Raw genomic sequence first — 18,076 nt, 5'->3', positions numbered from 1 at the left:
CTCTCCCCGTTCGTTTATTTTGATCATGAAAGAATCTTAACAGCATCCGCTACAGACGGCAAACAGCCGATCTGACCATATTTTTGACTCTGCCATGATTTGTTCACATATTAGAGACGCACAGGGGGGTATACTTCCGAATGTTCCGTTTTGGTAGGCAATATGCACCAATTGCTCTGTTTTTGATGAATTTCACCCTAGGGCATGTATGCAAACCCGCAAATATGTGCTGGCTATCATCAGAGGCGCCCCACCCGTTCAACTGAGAATCGATGAGAATCAATGAGTCTAAGCGAGCTATAACAAGCAAGCCCGCCGAACCTCCGGGGATTATCCGGCGTTGCGGCGGGCGTTGTGGCTTGTATGACAGCTAGCTTACAGGGATGCCTAAATTAGATGGATGGCTATACAAATAACGATGCTCCTTAATGATGACAATCGCTACTGCTCGCTTGCAAGCTTCACCAGCTCGGCATGTAGCCCGCGCAGTATCTCAGGCTCAATCACGGCGGACAACGCCGACAGACGACTTGCCTTATGACGCTGCACCTCGCCGGCCAGCTTGCCAGAGGCGTCCGCCAGCAGCTCCTGCCACAGCAGTCTGTAGCGACCTGACCACTCCTGCAGCTTGGCATCGGCATAGCTGCGCAGCGGCTCCTCAATCGCTTGCTCCAGCTCCTTGCGCAGTTGTGCCTTGCCATCCTTCTCGAAGAAATGGCGTGGGTTCTTGAAATGGGCAACGAGCAGCTTGCGGTCCACGCGATCCGTCTGCCACAGCTCGCCAACCTCCAGTGTAGGCAAGCTTAGCGGCGTAAGCGGAGCCACAGACAGTGCGCTCATCCGCTCGGCGGCCTCCTGAGCAGCGGCGGCGTAAGCGGAGTGCACGAGCTTCTTCATCGTGTTCTCCATACGCAGCGAGGTCGCCAGCAGCTCCTCGGACAGCTCGCTCTGGAGCAGACGCTGCAGCTCCTGCCAGCAGGTCCACAGCATCCGCTTCATATCGCGGCCGTCATCCTGCAATGCGGATGGGTTGAAGGCGTAATTGAAATGATCCCCGAAGCGGAAGGACAGCCGCTGCAGCACATAATGCAGCAGCTCCTCCAGCTCCTGAGCCAACGGCTCGAACGGGGTCGACTCCGCCAGCCTGCGCGCGCTCTCCAGCGCCTGCTGCTCCTCCTGCTCCAGCAGGCCAAGCGCCGCCTGGCGAGTATGCTCGTCACCCTCAGCGGAGGCGAGCCAGCTCGCCACCGCATCGATCGACCGCTCAATATCCTGCTCTGCGGACGCAACAGCGAGCTGACCCAGCTCACCGGAGGTGAAGGACAGGAAGGCATGCTCGAACTCGTCGATGCCCGAGCGCTGCTGCAGCTCGGCATCCCCGGTCAGCTTGGCGTCGAGTGCAGCCAGACTGGACATAGGGAACAGACGCGGATGGCGAATGCCATGCTGGAGCAGATTCGCCTCAACATGCGAGAGCACCCCGTCCAGCTCCTTGCGATCGGCAGCAAGGTCAGCGGCGTTGACGATGAAGAACATTTTGTCCAGCTCAAATTGATCCTTCACCCGCCCAAGCTGCAGCAGAAACTGACGGTCGGCCTGGGAGAAGGCATGATTGTAGTACGTAACAAATAAAATAGCGTCGGCATTTTTAATATAATTAAAGGCGACTCCGGTATGCCGGGCGTTGACCGAATCCGCGCCAGGCGTATCGACCAGCACGATGCCCTGAGCCGTCAGCGGGCAATCATAATACAGCTCGATCTCCTGCACGAAGCAGGATTTCGATTCCTCGGCCACATAGCGGCGGTAATCCTCCGTATCGACCTTCAGCTCGCCATCCAGCAGCCCCTCCATCTCCTCCCAGCCATTAAGAGCGGCCTTGAGAAAGCTGTAGTGAGGGCGACCGCCGGGATGAATGTCCCCCGGCTTGAGCGAGCGAATCGCTGCCAGCAGCTCCGACGCGGACTTGCCGTCCGCTTCCTCGCCGAGCAAGCTCAAGGAATAGCGAAGATCATCGAGCAGCGCCGCGCGCGCCTTCATGATGATGCGAGCCGTGCCATGCGCGTACTCGCCAGATGGCGGCACGATGCGGTTGATGGCCGCTGTCGTCGGATTCGGCGACACCGGCAGCACCCGTTCGCCGAGCAGGGCATTGGCGAACGAGGACTTGCCCGCGCTGAACGCGCCGAACAGCGCGATCGTGAAGCGGCTCTGCGCCAGGCGCGCTGCCTTGCCGCGCATGGCGTCCGCCGCGGCCGCGAGCGGCTCATGCGGCGCGAGCAGCCCGGCGGCGCGCTCCAGCAGCGCCGCGGCCCGCCGCTGCGGCGCGAGCAGCGCTGCTGCGGCGTCCGCGCCGCGCGCAGCAGCGTGTGCGCCGCGCGGCGTCGCCTGCGCGGCGGCAGGCACGGCGGCCTGCGGCACGCCGTGCTGCTGCGGCGCGGGCGCTGCGCTGGCGCCAGCCGCAGGCGCTGGCGCGGCCGCTGCTGGCGCCGCCGGGCGCGGCAGCGCAGCAGGCGCCCCAGGCGCTTGCGGCAGCAGCGGCTGCATGCGCGCGCGCTGCGCGGCAAGCGCGGCGTCGAGCGCAGCCAGCGCCGTCAGCGCCTGCGCCTCGCCGGCGAGCGCGGTGATGCGCGCCTCAGCCTGCGCCGCCGCTGCGGATGCCGCCTCGCGGGCGGTGTCCGCCAGCTCGTCGATAATCTCCAGCGCCTGCCGCCGGAACAGACTGCGCACCGTCGCCGCCAGCTCGCGGCAATAGTTCATCGTCGCCTCGTTGCTGAATACCGCTCCCGGCTGAATCTGCTCCAGCAGCAGCTCCGGCGTGACGATGCCGGAGAGCTGCGCAGCCAGCCGCTCCTCGAGCGACTCGTCGCGCCAGCCTAGCTGCTGCGCCTCCTTACGTAGCAGATCGGCGAGATGCCACTGGATGCCCGCCTGAACCTTCTCGCTGAACTCCTCGTAGAACTTGTCGAGGCGGACCTGCTGCTCCGCTGCCGTCTTCGCCCCGGCGAACAGGAAGCCGGCCTTGAAGCCCGGCTTGCGGCTCTCCAGAAACGAGTGAGCGAGATCCCTGGTCGCCGCCGGTGTAATGTTGGCATTATCGAGCAACGATTGCGTCTCCAGCCGAAGCCGTGCGCGTAGCTGCTCGGCTTCGGCCCGGCGCTCCTCCAGTTGCAGTTGAAGCAGAGTCAGCTCGTCGCGCACTGCAGCCAGCTCCTCCTCGCCTCCAGCCTGCGCAAGCAAGCGCTCGCGCTCTACAGACTGGCCTGCTTCCAGCCAGCGCACATGCTCCTTCGCCAGATGGGCGGCCGACGCCGCAATGCTGGCTTGATTCAGCGGCGATGCCAGCGCTTCCAGCTCGCGCAGCAGCCTCGTAAGCGCCTCCCATTGCTGGTAGGGATGCTCTGGATGGCGCAGGCTCAGATAGAGGATGCCCGCCGGCTCCAATCCCCAGTTCGCGAAGGACTCCTCTACGCTTCGCTTGTAGTCTGCAAAGGACAGCTCCTGCTCGCGATGCTTGTCGATCTGGTTCACAATGAGGTAGAGCGGCTTGCCCCAGTCTTTGAGCTGCTTGGCGAAGGAGAAATTAATCTCGGACTGGACATGATTGTAATCCATAACATAAAAAACGACGTCTGCCAAATGAAGCGCCGACTCGGTCGCCATTCGGTGTGCGTCGTCCGTTGAATCGATGCCTGGCGTATCCAGAAGCACCGTCTGTTCTCCTACATGAACCAATGGATACGATATATCGACCGAGCTGAATTCAGCTCCGTTCACACAATAGGCTTCCAACTGCTCCGGAGGAACCTGAAGCTGCTGCTGCTGGCCGTTCACCAACTGGTTAATCGTCGCACAGGGCGCGCCATGATGGATCGACACCACGTTAGCGCTGGTCGGAATCGGGCTTGAAGGCAGCAGCATCGTGCCGCAGAGCCGATTAATCAGCGTCGACTTGCCAGCGGAGAAGTGGCCGCAAAAGGCAGCCGTGAACTGGCCTGCCTGCTGCTTCCCCCGTAGCTCCTTCACCTGGCCTGCATGCAGCCGATCACCTGCCGCTTCCATAACAGAAGCAAGCTCCAGCAGATCCAGAGCCGCGGTAGAATTACGGTCTGTTATCATCGCTTAACCCACGTTCTCACTGTCAGCCGGCATGCAGATTTCAAACACATTGCCATGCTGCAGAATCGTAATGCCCTTGCGCTTCTCGCGCATCACGACAACCTCAGGCTTCAGACGCATTCTTTCAATATATTGATCGGGTACATCCCCGGAACCACTCACGGTAATCCCTTCAACCACCAGATCCTCATTCTCCTGTGGAGGAGCTGCCATAATTTGCTCGTAAATATCAGAGAAAGCTTCAAAATTGTTCGTGTAGACGGAAATACATTTCATCCTGCCTCATCCTTTTCTCACCGTTGTAGTTTTCTGTTCCTTATCTTTCCTATTACGCACCGGCTTCATACGCCGCTTGCCTTCCTTGCATCGATCCAGCAGCGGACATACGGGACAGGCCGGGTTCTGTGCCTTGCAATGATAGCGCCCAAAGAAGATCAGACGATGATGCGTGAGCGTCCATTCCTCACGGGGCACAAGCTTCATCAGCTTCTTCTCAACCTCCAGCACCGAGTCATCCGGCTTGGCCGCTCCCAGACGCTTAGAGACCCGTTCCACATGCGTATCCACAGCAATGGCTGGTACGCCAAACGCGTTGGACATGACGACGTTAGCCGTCTTGCGTCCTACGCCTGGCAGCTCAGTCAGTTGACTGTGCTCCCTGGGAACCTGTCCATCATACTTATCCAGCAATAGCTGGCACAGCTTCTGGATATGAATGGCCTTGTTGCGATACAGGCCGATTCTTCGAATATCCTGCTGAAGCTCCTCCAGAGGAACGCTAAGGTAATCCTCGGGACGCTTATATTTTGTGAACAAGTCAGCCGTTACCTTGTTGACTGTCTCATCAGTACATTGAGCGGATAGGAGCACTGCAATCGTAAGCTCGAATGGGTTGCTGTGATTCAACTCGCAATGCGCGTCAGGGAACATCTCTGCAATTACGTCCAGTATCTCCCTCATCCGTTTTACATTCATTGCTGTTCCTCTCCCTATTATGGGCTTCGTTCAAAGTGTAGCGAAAAATATGTCTGTGCGCAAGTCTATTATTGAGAAAAATTTAGAAGTTTCAACGACTGTAGCGCAGCATAAACGACAAAAAGGAGAGACCTCTCATTATAGAGGCCTCTCCGGGGATCAAGCACCCTTAAGATTTGACAATGAGCACAAGTTTCCCGTTCACAGTATACAACGTCAGCCCATCCGCATTTTTCAAGGACTGCATCGTGATCTCCGCGCCTGTAGCATCGATCACCTTCGTATCGTTGTCCAGCACATAGCGAGTGCTCGCATCGTTAATCGTGCTCGCATATACATATAACTCCTTGGAGGATGCGACATAGCTGCGGAATTTCTTCACGCTGCCCGTATTCACGGTCACAACGGTCGTCTCCGTCTCATTAAGCCGTACATCGACATAATCGCCGATATTGAGCGCAGAGGTGGACGTGTTCGTCACGCCATTGCGAATCACCTTGAAGCCTGTCCCCAGCTTAACGTCGGAGTATGCGCCATTCAGCGCCGTGATCGTGATCTGGTCGGTACCGATCGAGGTCACCTTGCCAAAGCTGGTCTGCACCTGCTTGATCGTATCCGGCTGTCTGCCGACATACTGCACGTTGACTACCTGCCCTGGGCTGAACGACCCGAGCGCCACTGCCGTACCCTGGCTATTGAGCAGCTTCCAGCCGGAGAGCACAGAATGCTCATTGATCGTGCCATCAGAAGTTTTCAGCCGAATCTTCTTCGCCGCTGTGTCTACCGACACCACCTCCTGCTGAATGGTGCGATGCACCTGAACCGAGATCGCCTTCTCCTGCGTATTATCCATCAGTGCCGTGATACGGTCGCCTGTCTTGAGATCAGCGAAGGTCGCAGAGGTTTTGCCATAGATTTCGACGCCTGGCGAGCTGTACGGAATCTTCATCGTGCCGCCGGTATCGAACGCCAGCGTCAGTTGGCTGTTGATCGTGCTAATGTCAGACAATGTGCCCGTATAGCTATTGACCAGATTCAGATAGACGGCCGCGCCATCGGTAAAGCCGAGTATCACCTTGCGGTTCTTGAGCAGCATGCCGCGTACTGCATCTATGGTGGACTGCGTGCCGTTAATTTCAACCTTCGTGCTGCCTGTCAGCAGCACCGCAGTCGGCTTGCCCGCCGAATCTGTAATAGTCAAAATTTTGCTGTCCTGGTCATAGTTCAAAATCGTGACGCCATTCATCATCTCTACCTTGCGGTTGATCACTTGAATCTGGATCACTTCGTCACGGTCATTAATTGTCAGCTTCACCTGGTCGCCCTTCACCAGATCGCTGATCGAGCTGACCGTGATGCCTTCGATGCTTACTTGCACATTGGAGGCCAGATAGTTCGCATTGAGCGCATTGGAGTTGGAGTCGACCTTGTAGTTGATCGTCTTGCTGTTAGCATCGATATGCTGCAGCACTCCGGTCACTGTCTTGCCCACCGTTGTAGACGTTACATTGACCTTCGTCACCAGCCCGGCTGCAATGTCATAGGCAATGACGTCGCCCACAGCCAGATCAGCTACCGTCTTGATCTCCTTATTCCATGAGATCAACGGACTGCTCGCCCAGCCCCACGTTTCTTCGGTGCCGTCCGCATCCGCAATGGTGATGCCCGTCTCCGAGACAGCGATGATGCGTCCTTGGCCCGTCTTGTTAATCTTGCCTCCCTGAACGCGAATTTCCAGCACCATTGGCTGTGTGCGGAACGTGTCACGCACGACCTCGATAGTCGCATCCGTCGCCAGATCGGTAATTTGCAGCGTCTTGCCGTTGGAATCCTTCACGATGACAGAGCTTGGATAGATAAAATCCTTCATTTCATTATTTATAAATAACCACAGTTTGTTCTCGCTTGGCACGACGCGACTTACCTCGCCGCGCAGCGTCTCCACGCGCACTTCGTCATCGAGCTGTTCAATATAGACCGCACCGCTCTCCGCTGCGATAACCATTGCCCGCGCATACTTGGTCAGCTTGTCGGCAGCAGCTGGCGTCTCGGCATCATAACGATAGTAGAGCGCTTTGCTGCTGATCGGCAGTGTCTTCTCCGAGGCGGTATCGGTATCGAATAAGGTGATAGACGTGTCGCTCAGAGCCGTAATCAGCCCTACCGACTGGTTCGCATAGCTGACCGGATAGTACTGCTCTGCCAGACTGTACATCTTGGCGATCATCGCCCGCGTAATCTTCCCTTGCGGGTCAAATCGGGTCGCCGATACGCCATTCATCAGCTTCAGGTTAACCGCCGCATTCACATAGCCGGTATAGCCCTCGCTAATCTGCGCGGTATCAGAGAAGCTGGAGGTCACATTCACGAGCGATTCGGCCAGCTCCGTCATGCCGATCGCGCGGATGAGCAGCTTCGTCACCCACTCGCGGCTCGCAGGCTGCTTCCCCCACTCCTCGTTGCTCTCCGGCTTGAGCGTGCTCAGCTCCTCATTACGGTTCAGGAGCCCCTCCTGGAAGGCCAGCACAACATATCCCTTCGCATAATCCGATACTTTGAAGCCCTCAGGAAATACGACGGCATCATCGTTTCTTACCTGGCTGCTCTTGCCCATCAGACGGATGGCCAGCACCACCACATCCTCCTGAGTAACATTATCGTTGGGGCCAAACTTTCCGACTCCCTTACCTTGGATAATGCCTTGCAGATTCAGCTTCGCAATATGCTTCTCCGCCCAATGGCCAGCGGCCACATCGGTGAACGGTGTCGCCTGCCCGGTGGCAGCAGTCGCAGTAGTCGCGCTGTCTGCGCTCTGCTGCTCTGGCAATGTGTCGGCATATGCGCCGGTGCCTGCCAGCAGCGATGCAATAAGAGCGGTGGAAAGAACTTTATAACAGGAAGATTTCAATGTCATCAGGATAGCTCCTCTTATTTATTTTTGGTGAACGGATGTTCCAATTGCTCATGACCCATCAGGGTGTCAGCGGGCTCGCCATCCAAAAGCAGCTCCAGCCCCTTTACCTCTTCGAACTGGAACAAGGTTTTCTGAATCGCTTCAAGCGCGAACGCTTCACCTGGCGCCCCCAGCCTGGCCTCATCAGGCAACGATATATCGACGGTTGCCAGACCGTCCTGTAGCGTCACCGAAAGAAATACAGCGTCCTGCCACAAGGACACTTGCCCCTCGCTGGATGGCTGCTTCAGCGCTGCAAGCGCCGCCTCCAGCTTCTCCTGCTCCGTATCATACTCAATCTCGGCTTCACCTGCGACAAGCTCCAGCAATTGGTCATCCGTATAATAGACCGCAATTGTCTGCTTCTGCTTCACGCGCTCAGGCTCCTTCTCTTGCTCGCTTCCCGGCTCCTGTTGTTCACTCTGAGCACCCATCCCAGCTCCCTGGCTTGCATCCGGCGGAGTCTTGTCCGCCTTGCCGCATGCGCTTGCCAGCAGTGCCAGAATCAGTAGCGGCATGACCCAATATAGATATCGATTCATAATACGTACCCTCCCGCATTGGATTCAGAACAGATTACTTCAGCTTCAAATATTCTTTGATGCCTGCCAAGAGTTGCTCGGCAATTCTGTTCTGAGTCGAATCGTTGAACAACGCCTTCTCATCGCCAGCATTGGATAGAAACCCAGCCTCGATCAGCACCGCTGGCATCGTCGTTTTCTTGATGACGACAAATCCTGCTGTCTTCACCTTGCGATCCGCCAATCCGGTTCCAAGCAGCAGATTCTTATGAATCACGGCAGCCAATTCCTTGCTGTAGTCATGGTAATAATACGTCTCGGTACCATTCGCCTTAGGTGCATTCAACACGCTATTGGCATGAATCGATATGAAGAGATCGGCCTGCAGCTTGTTAGCGAATTCCGCCCGCTCGTCAAGCGTCAAGTACGTATCATTCTCGCGCGTCAAGTATACCTCTATATTGTTCTGCTTTTGCAGCAGCGCCTGCAGCTTGAGTGCGACGCTCAGGTTAAAGTCCTTCTCCTTCGTGTTGCTGATGCCCGTCGTGCCCGGATCATGGGCGCCATGCCCCGCGTCGATGACAACCCGGTAAACCCCCTTCGGAGGCGGATCAATATTCGGAATGACAACCGGCATTTCTCCATCCAGTGCTCCGGTTAATTCGATGCGAATCAGCCCATCCTGCTGAATCGTCATATAGCTGGCAGCCTGGCTCAGGTCGAGCACGACGCGCACCGTTGACGGGCTTCCAGTAATATTGTAGCGAATCTTCTTGAGCAGCGGGTGATCTGCAAGCTCCTGGATGCCTTCACCGCTGCGCGTTCCATCCTGCTGCAGGGTGAAGCCTGCGACAAACTCCGGCGCGAACCCGGTGAGCGGCATATCAAGCACAATCCGGTCATGATCTGTCAATGAGAAGGGGGTGCTTGGCACAATCTGCCCGGTATAGGATATGACCGCAGCCGTCCCGTCAAAGCTGATGCCGGTAATAAGTCCAGCAGCATCCACAGGCGCAGGCCTGGCGCCAACAGTCGCCTCAGCGTCAACCTCCTGTACAGGCTGCTGCGGTTCCTCTGTCGGGGCTTGTACAATTCGGGTCATGGTTACAGTGCTTGTCTGCTGTTCCCATTGCACATTCAAGCCCAGACGCTCGCCGACGAAGCGCAAGGGCACCATCGTCCTGCTCTTCACCAGCTTGACCGGAGCGTCCAGCTCGGCAGGCTCGTCATTCACGGTCGCTATCTTGTTGTCAATGAGCAGCACAATCGTCGTTGAATCATTATGTATAGTGACGGACTTCGCAGCGGCTGAATATTCGATACTCACCCCGAGCTCCCTGGTGATGAAGGAGACTGGCACCATCGTATAGCCTTGCATGACGACCGGATCAACATCCGGCTCCAGGGTCTTACCGTCCAGGATCAGCTTCGGGACGGTTGCGGCATAGCCCTGGCTTGGCCAGATAACAACTACCAACAATACCAACAGCATCAGATTTACTAGCTTTCTCATCGGTCACCTCTACATCGTATTTAGCCGTATCGAATTGCCGCATTCGACTATTCTCAGACATACAATTAGACGCAGACCGACAGAAAAAGTTGCGTTTCGAGGTAAATTTTGCCCCCGCCCCTGCACCTGTTGCATAGCAGCAAGACCCCGAAAAATTCGGGGTCCTCAACAGTTAGCCAGGATGGCCTATATTCAATTAATATACGACGCGCGCAGCCTCATAAGCAGAGATCTTGTCTTCATGCTGCAGCGTCAGACCGATGTCATCGAGTCCTTGCAGCAGGAACTGGCGGCGATGCTCATCCAAATCAAATGCAATTTCCAGACCCAATTCGTCCGTAATTTTCTTGTTTTCCAGATCAATCGTCAGCTTGTAGCCTTCGTTAGCCGCTGTGCGCTGGAACAGCTCCTCTACTTGCTCCTCGCTCAGCTTGATTGGCAAAATGCCGTTCTTGAAGCAGTTGTTGTAGAAGATGTCCGCATAGGAAGGCGCGATGATGCACTTGTAGCCATAGTCAAGAATGGCCCATGGCGCGTGCTCACGGGACGAGCCGCAGCCGAAGTTCGCACGGGAGATCAGCACCGATGCTCCCTCATAGCGAGCCTTGTTCGGCTCGAACTCCGGGTTAATCTCGCCGCTCTCGAAGAACCGCCATTCATAGAACAAAAACTGGCCGAAGCCGCTGCGCTCGATCCGTTTCAAAAATTGCTTCGGAATAATCGCGTCTGTGTCCACATTGACGCGGTCTACAGGTGCTACAATCCCTGTCAGCTTGTTAAATGGTTCCATATTCTGTATCCATCCCTTCGTATATGCAAGAAGCGTAAATGGCTTTGCCGTCCTTGGACGGCAATCAGGAGCGCGGGCGCTCCTGCTGCCTCCATATCTATTGTGCTTAACACCGCCTGCAGCGGCGGCTCTTAATATCTCTTAACTATATTAACTACCTTAACTATATCTAGCATCAACTATATCTAGCATCACAATCGAGGTCGGCTGTAATTACACGACAGCTTCAGACTTGAATTCCCATTCGCGCACATCAGTGAAGCGACCGGTAATTGCTGCTGCTGCTGCCATCGCAGGCGATACGAGATGCGTGCGTCCACCGCGGCCTTGACGGCCTTCAAAGTTGCGGTTGGAGGTCGATGCACAGCGCTGGCCAGGCTTCAGAACGTCCGGGTTCATCGCCAGACACATCGAGCAGCCTGCATCACGCCATTCAAAGCCCGCTTCTTCAAAAATTTTGTCCAGACCTTCCTTCTCTGCCTGCAGCTTCACGCGACCCGAGCCCGGAACGACAATCGCCGTTACCTTCTCGCTCACCTTGTAGCCTTTAGCCACCTCGGCAGCGGCGCGCAAGTCCTCAATCCGTCCGTTGGTGCAAGAACCGATAAAGACATAGTCAATCTCGATCGCTGTCATCGGCGTACCTGGCTCAAGACCCATGTACTCCAGCGCCTTCTCAGCCGCTTTGCGCTCATTCTCAGTTGGCAGGCTGGACGGGACAGGAACATTGGACGTGATGTCAGTGCCCATGCCTGGGCTCGTGCCCCAGGTTACTTGCGGGATGAGCGAGTCGACATCAAAGTCTACGACCGTGTCATACACTGCGCCTTCGTCGGTCGCCAGCTCTTTCCAAGCTGCAACTGCCTTGTCATACGCTTCGCCCTGTGGCGCATATTGACGTCCACGCAAGTATTCAAAGGTCGTCTCATCCGGTGCGATCAGGCCAGCGCGCGCGCCCGCTTCGATCGACATGTTACACACCGTCATCCGCTCTTCCATGGACAAGCTGCTGATCGCCTCGCCAGTATACTCCAGCACGTAGCCTGTAGCGAAGTCTGTGCCATACTTGGCAATAACGCCCAGAATCAAGTCCTTGGCTGTAACGCCCGGCTTGCGCTTGCCGATGAAGCGAACCTCCATCGTCTTCGCCTTCGATTGCTGCAGACATTGAGTAGCCATAACATGCTCTACTTCGCTTGTGCCGATACCGAACGCCAGCGCGCCGAATGCACCGTGAGTCGAGGTGTGGCTATCGCCGCAAACAATGGTTTTGCCAGGATGCGTCAGACCCAGCTCAGGCCCCATAACGTGTACAACACCTTGATCCAGGCTGTCCAGGTCATACAGCGTAACGCCAAAATCCTTACAGTTCTGGGTCAGCGTATCAATCTGCTGCTTGGAGATCGGGTCTGTAATATTGAAGCGATCCTTGGTAGGAACGTTATGATCCATCGTAGCGAAGGTCAGATCCGGGCGGCGCACCTTGCGTCCAGTCATGCGCAGTCCTTCGAATGCTTGCGGAGACGTTACCTCATGAACAAGATGCAGATCAATGTAGATAACGCTAGGCTTTCCCTCTTCTTGATGGATAACGTGGTTGTCCCAAATTTTCTCGAACATGGTTCTCTTTTTCATTGCTGTTCACCTCTTAATTGTGGTCAGGCTCTATACATCGCCTATAGTTGCAAGATTTCCGTCAATCAGACGTATCATTTCTGAATCTATCTTAACATTTCTTTCTTCATTGTTCTAAGATATAATATCTATAACGTTGATAGTTTTAACCTATTGAGGTACACTTGACTCAACACCTGCTCATTGCCAATCGCTACAGGCATACAACGCCTGACATATAGTATGAAGGAGAGATGAACGATGGAGCTTCGCCAACTACACTACGTGATCCAGATCGCGGCTGAGAAGAACTTCTCGCGTGCCGCCGAAAAATTACATATTGCCCAGCCCTCGCTTAGCCAGCAGCTCTCGAAGCTGGAGAAGGAGATCGGTGTCCTGCTGTTTCGACGGACAACCAACTCCGTTGATCTGACCCATGCCGGCGCCGCCTTCGTCGAGAAGGCGCAGGCGATTCTTGATGCCGTTGACCAGCTCAAGCAGGAGATGGATGATCTCGCGCATATGCGCAAGGGACGCCTGGTGGTCGGCAGCCTGCCCATCACCGGCTCTCATGTGCTGCCGCTCGTGCTGCCGGTCTTCCAATCGCTCTACCCGGAGATCGAGATTGTGCTCGTAGAGGACAGCTCCTCCAAGCTGGAGCAGTTGACCGCCAGCGGTCAGACCGATCTGAGTCTGCTCTCGCTGCCGCTGGCCGAGCCGTCGCTCTCCTGGGAGCCGCTTATTATGGAGAAGATCTGCCTGGCGGTGCCTCCCCAGCATCGGCTCGTGCAGGCCGCACAGGGCGCCAACCCGCTCGCAGGAATCCGCATTGAGGAGCTGCGCCATGAGCCGTTTATTATTCTCAAGAAGGGGCAAGGATTCAGGCAGATTACGCTTGACCTGTGCCAGCAGGCCGGCTTCGAACCGCGCATCGTATTCGAGAGCACCAATATCGAGACGGTGCAATCGCTTGCCGCTGCCGGTATGGGCATCGCCTTCGTGCCGATGATGGTGGCGCGCGCCGGCTGGAGCCAACTAGCCCCGGCCTATCTGCCACTCGACCCTACCCCCTCCCGCACGCTGGTCATCGCCAGCCGCAAGGGTCGCTACCTGTCGAAGGCAGCAGAGGCATTCATCCAGACGATGAAGACGACTCTGGATGGGCATGAGCAGCAGTTGCCGTGGACATAGCTTGATTACGTGCAACCTAAGATGCACGGCGCCAAGTGAAACCCGGCAAATTGGCTCCCGTCTGCAATAGGAATCTCTCTAGTACAGCGACGGACGGCGGTCTTCAAATACCGGAATGCGGGTGCGCACCTCATCGACCAACTGCAGATCGATCTGTGCCCGCAGGATCGTCTCCTCCTCGCCCGCCTCGGCAACTATCTCTCCCCATGGATCGATAACCATCGAGTGGCCGAAGAAGCTTGTTGTGCCACTCGTGCCGGTGCGGTTGCAGGCAATGACATACATCTGGTTCTCGATTGCCCGCGCATTCAGCAAAGTCCGCCAATGATGCAGGCGCGGGTGCGGCCATTCTGCCGGCACCAGCAGCAGCTTCGCCCCATCAAGCGCCAGACCGCGCGCCAGCTCGGGGAAACGGATGTCGTAGCAGATCATCATGCCAGCATCGATGCCCTCTATCCGAAGCTTGCCACGGCTGGTTCCTGCCTGCAGATGCTTCTCCTCATCCATAAGCCGAAACAGATGAATCTTGGCATAGTCGGCCACCAGCTCTCCCTCTCGGTCGAACACATAGCTCGTATTATAGACGCCATCTTCCCTTTTCTCTGCGATCGAGCCTCCTACGATTATCACCTGATGCTCACGGCTGAATGCGGACAGCAGCGCCTTCGTCTGGCGCCCCTCCTGATCCGCCAGCTCCCCGATCCTGTCGAGCGCATAGCCTGTATTCCACATCTCAGGGAACATAATCAGATCAGGCTTCACCTCACCTGCCACCGCCTCGCGAAGCATTCTCTCCAGCCGTACCGTATTGGCCTTGGGGTCGCCCGCTTCAATATGCATCTGAATTAATGCGATCTCCAGCTTGTCTTTATTCACCGTTGTCCCACCATTCTATTCTTCTTTCTATATTAAATAGCATAGCTGTTGGCTCGGTATTGTCAAGAGCAGCGAGTGTATGATTAAGGCTAACCCTGTAGCAAAAGTATACCAGCTCCGCAAGAGGCGCCGCACAACCCAAGTATTGGATGTTAATGAAAGAGTGCGCGAATGGGTACAGTAAAAAGGTAGTCTCCCTGCCAGTTATTATGGCAGGCGATTCAGAGTACACCGACATGATGAGGAGATGACAACATTGACCAAAATACAACCCTTAGCCATCATGCTGCTGGCATGCTTGATAATCGGACTGGGTGCGCCCGCAGCCTCCGCCTCGGAAGCTCAGCCAACCCGGCTTCGCCCCGTGCAAGTGTTTGATGTCGCAGCAGGCAAAGTCGTGAAGACGATCGAGAACGATGCGCAGTTCCAGCAGTTCGCCGCCAGTTGGCTCGGCTCAGTCACCGGATTGTCCCCGCAACTGAAGCCGGAGGACAAATGCGGCCATGTATTCCGGGTGCCTCTCGGTCAGCCGATCACCGTCCGTACCCAAGGGCTGGAGGTTAGCGCCGCCGAGGTGTTTCTATTCTACTGCCCGCAGAAGCCTGCCGTCTTGCTCGTCTTCGATCCTCAGCGCAAGCCGTATATTTTCACCTTTGACGCTGACATCAAGCCATTTTTGCGCAAGGTGGGACTGCCGTCCTGAATATCGATGCCCCGTGTAGCCAAATCACGGCCTGCCTCTCGACACTCGTGCCTAAATCTGATACATTTAAATGCATAATTTTAGCACGATGTGGAGTGTTGTAGATGACCGTTAATCCTACTATCTTAATCGGCGAGCCTGCCGAGCGAATGAAAGGCCTGCCGAAGCAATTTTTTGCCTCGCTCGTTCAAAAAGCTAATGCCCAGATAGCCAAGGGTCATGATGTCATCAACCTTGGGCAAGGCAACCCCGACCGCCCGACACCGCCGCATATTGTCGAGGCATTGCAGCGTGCAGCCGCCAACCCGCTCTACCATCGTTACAGCCCGTTTGGCGGCTATGATTTCCTCAAGGAAGCGGTAGCTGAGCGCTATCGCGAGGATTACGGTGTAGAGGTTGACCCTAAGACCGAGGTCGCGATCTTGTTCGGGGGCAAAACCGGACTGGTCGAGATCAGCCAATGTCTGCTCAACCCGGGCGACATCTGTCTGGTGCCCGACCCCGGCTACCCGGATTATTGGTCAGGCGTTGCGCTCGCGGGAGCCAGCATGGCGTTCATGCCGCTGACGGAGCACAATGGATTTCTGCCCGACTATCGCGCTATTGAGCCAGCCATAGCTGACCAGGCCAAGCTGATGTTCATCAATTACCCGAACAATCCAACCGGAGCGGTAGCAAGCAGCGCCTTCTATGAGGAGACGGTGCGGTTCGCACGCCAGCATCAGATTGCAGTGGTCAGCGATTTCGCCTATGGCGCCATCGGCTTCGGCGGTCAGCAGCCCGTAAGCTTCTTGCAGACGCCAGGAGCCAAGGACGTTGGCTTCGAGATCTATACGCTCTCCAAAACCTATAATATGGCGGGCTGGCGCGTCGGCTTCGCGATCGGCAACGCTCGTCTGATAGCGGCCATCAATCTGATCCAGGATCATTATTATTGCAGCCTGTTCGGCGGCATTCAGGAAGCGGCGGCTGTCGCGCTCACCGGGCCGCAGCATTGTGTACACGAGCTTGTCTCTACCTATGAGAGTCGGCTGCATGCTGTGTACAACGCCATGGATCGGATCGGCTGGAAGGCGCCGCGTCCGGGCGGCTCCTTCTTCTGCTGGCTGCCGGTGCCGGAGGGCATGACGTCCACGCAGTTCGCAGACCTGGCGCTGGAGGAGGCTCATGTTGTCGTAGCTCCTGGCGTCGGCTTCGGCGAGCACGGCGAAGGCTATGTACGTCTGGGGCTGCTTACCTCGGAGGAGCGGCTCGCTGAAGCGATCGAACGCATCGGCAAGCTTGGCGTATTCGGGTAATCTTTACAGGCATCGTCGATCATGATATGCTTGAATGAATACAATGTAACACCATATGTAATGCAAACGTAATGACGAGCCCCTATAAGCGGCCACCCATTCGCGCACAGAGAGACAACTCCACAGGCTGGAAGAGTTGCCCGCGAAGTCAGCTTATACCCTAGGCTCCGAACGGCCGGATTCAACCCCGGACAGACGCCCGCTGTTACCCGGGCAACGAGCTGGACAGCAGCGCCCTTGCCAAGGAGCCGCCGCTGTCAATTAAAGGTGGTACCGCGGAAGCACTGACTTTCGTCCTTTTTTGGACGGGAGTCTTTTTATGTTTTCAGCATGGTTAGCAGGCTCAGGCCTCAGCCACAGGAGTGATCGACGATGAGAGAGAGAATTGTAGTCAAAATCGGGAGCAGCTCGCTCACCTCGGAGCAGGGGGGATTGAATAAGCAACGAATCGATTTTTTTGCTGGCGAGCTATCCAGACTCCAGCGCGCAGGCCATGAAGTGCTGCTGGTCACCTCTGGGGCTGTCGCTGCCGGCTTTCGCCGCATCGGCTATGAAGCCCGTCCGAAGCTGGTGCATGAGAAGCAAGCGGCCGCCGCTGTCGGGCAAGCGCTGCTGATGCAGGCTTATCAGGAGGCGTTCGGACGCGACGGCATCGGCGTGGCGCAAATATTGCTGACACGCTCCGACTTCTCGAACCGCAAACGAATCCACAATGCCCAGATGACTCTCGATGAGCTGCTATGTCGCGGCATCCTGCCCATCATTAACGAGAATGACACCGTCGCTACAGCCGAGCTGAAATTCGGCGACAACGATACGTTGTCCGCGCTCGTCGCTAATCTGGTGAAGGCGAAGCAACTGCTCATCTTAACCGATACGGACGGGCTGTACACAGCAGACCCGCGAACTAATCCGCAGGCGAGCCGGATCGCCCGTGTCGATAAAATTTCGGAGGAGATCGAACGCATCGCGGGCGGCGCAGGCAGCAGTGTCGGCACCGGCGGCATGCGCTCCAAGATCGATGCGGCGCGTATCGCGATGCGCGGCGGGATTCCCGCGTTCGTCGGCAGGCTGACCGAGGATAGCGGGCTGCTGGAGGCGCTGGATGGTCAGGGACATGGCACCTACTTCGACACAGCCGAGCACAGCCTGCCAATGAAGAAGCAGTGGGTCGGCTTCCACTCGACACCGCGAGGCGTCGTGGTAATCGATGATGGAGCTGAGGCAGCGATTATAGAGAAAGGCAAGAGCCTGCTGCCTGCCGGTGTGCTGCATAGCGAGGGAGAATTTCACCCTGGCGATGTGATCGAGGTCAAAAATAGCGCCGGACGCATCCTCGGACGCGGTGTCGTCAATTACTCGTATTGGCAGGTGCAGGCGGCAGCGGGACTTGGGTCCGAGGAGGTTCGCAAGCGGCTGGATGTCGGTCGCATCGAAATTATTCATCGTGACGAATGGGTCGCCTTCGAGGGTCATTAGTCCTTAAGCTTCTCTCTGATACCTTGAAAGCTAAAGATTGTATT

General features: G+C 56.4%; 13 protein-coding genes. 4 read left to right on the top strand and 9 right to left on the bottom strand.

Features of this window, described 5'->3' with window-relative positions; all coding sequences use genetic code 11:
* Positions 1–441: 441 nt before the first annotated feature.
* The 8 genes from ACY1JZ_RS21060 to leuC all read right to left on the bottom strand — a co-directional run bounded on the left by ACY1JZ_RS21060 (position 442) and on the right by leuC (position 12,506).
* Complete coding sequence (locus ACY1JZ_RS21060; protein ID WP_462630821.1) at positions 442–4,119, bottom strand: dynamin family protein; 3,678 nt, start codon at positions 4,117–4,119, stop codon at positions 442–444.
* 3 nt (positions 4,120–4,122) lie between these two features.
* A complete protein-coding gene (locus ACY1JZ_RS21055) occupies positions 4,123–4,395 on the bottom strand; it encodes an NAD/NADP transhydrogenase alpha subunit (RefSeq protein ID WP_270171472.1) in 273 nt (90 codons plus the stop codon).
* A gap of 6 nt (positions 4,396–4,401) precedes the next feature.
* On the bottom strand, positions 4,402–5,094 hold the full coding sequence (gene nth / locus ACY1JZ_RS21050; protein ID WP_270171474.1) for an endonuclease III: 693 nt from the start codon (positions 5,092–5,094) through the stop codon (positions 4,402–4,404).
* Positions 5,095–5,263: 169 nt separating this feature from the next.
* Positions 5,264–8,008, bottom strand: coding sequence for an S-layer homology domain-containing protein (locus ACY1JZ_RS21045; protein WP_462630820.1), 2,745 nt, complete (start codon positions 8,006–8,008; stop codon positions 5,264–5,266).
* Between the two features lie 14 nt (positions 8,009–8,022).
* Positions 8,023–8,589: a GerMN domain-containing protein gene (locus ACY1JZ_RS21040; protein WP_462630819.1), complete on the bottom strand. Its 567-nt coding sequence runs from the start codon at positions 8,587–8,589 to the stop codon at positions 8,023–8,025.
* Positions 8,590–8,623: 34 nt separating this feature from the next.
* A complete protein-coding gene (locus ACY1JZ_RS21035; protein WP_462630818.1) occupies positions 8,624–10,081 on the bottom strand; it encodes an N-acetylmuramoyl-L-alanine amidase in 1,458 nt (485 codons plus the stop codon).
* 196 nt (positions 10,082–10,277) lie between these two features.
* On the bottom strand, positions 10,278–10,871 hold the full coding sequence (gene leuD / locus ACY1JZ_RS21030; protein WP_270171481.1) for a 3-isopropylmalate dehydratase small subunit: 594 nt from the start codon (positions 10,869–10,871) through the stop codon (positions 10,278–10,280).
* A gap of 213 nt (positions 10,872–11,084) precedes the next feature.
* Entirely contained in the window at positions 11,085–12,506 is a 1,422-nt protein-coding gene (gene leuC / locus ACY1JZ_RS21025) for a 3-isopropylmalate dehydratase large subunit (RefSeq protein WP_462630817.1), read from the bottom strand.
* 240 nt (positions 12,507–12,746) lie between these two features.
* Here leuC and ACY1JZ_RS21020 point away from each other — a divergent pair, with 240 nt between their 5' ends.
* Complete coding sequence (locus ACY1JZ_RS21020; protein ID WP_462630816.1) at positions 12,747–13,676, top strand: LysR family transcriptional regulator; 930 nt, start codon at positions 12,747–12,749, stop codon at positions 13,674–13,676.
* A gap of 78 nt (positions 13,677–13,754) precedes the next feature.
* On the opposite strand, the gene ACY1JZ_RS21015 is transcribed toward ACY1JZ_RS21020, so the two are convergent.
* Positions 13,755–14,552 carry a carbon-nitrogen family hydrolase gene (locus ACY1JZ_RS21015; protein ID WP_462630815.1) on the bottom strand — a complete coding sequence of 266 codons (798 nt, stop codon included), beginning with the start codon at positions 14,550–14,552 and terminating at the stop codon, positions 13,755–13,757.
* Positions 14,553–14,808: 256 nt separating this feature from the next.
* Between ACY1JZ_RS21015 and ACY1JZ_RS21010 the strand changes: the two genes are divergently transcribed.
* The 3 genes from ACY1JZ_RS21010 to proB all read left to right on the top strand — a co-directional run bounded on the left by ACY1JZ_RS21010 (position 14,809) and on the right by proB (position 18,032).
* Positions 14,809–15,255 (top strand): hypothetical protein, encoded by a 447-nt coding sequence (locus ACY1JZ_RS21010; RefSeq protein ID WP_270171487.1) that lies wholly within the window; start codon positions 14,809–14,811, stop codon positions 15,253–15,255.
* Between the two features lie 104 nt (positions 15,256–15,359).
* Entirely contained in the window at positions 15,360–16,553 is a 1,194-nt protein-coding gene (locus ACY1JZ_RS21005) for a pyridoxal phosphate-dependent aminotransferase (protein WP_462630814.1), read from the top strand.
* A gap of 372 nt (positions 16,554–16,925) precedes the next feature.
* Complete coding sequence (gene proB / locus ACY1JZ_RS21000) at positions 16,926–18,032, top strand: glutamate 5-kinase (protein ID WP_462630813.1); 1,107 nt, start codon at positions 16,926–16,928, stop codon at positions 18,030–18,032.
* Positions 18,033–18,076 lie beyond the last annotated feature (44 nt).

The organism is Paenibacillus sp. J5, from assembly GCF_054955055.1.
This window is presented reverse-complemented; position numbering and strand designations above follow the sequence as displayed.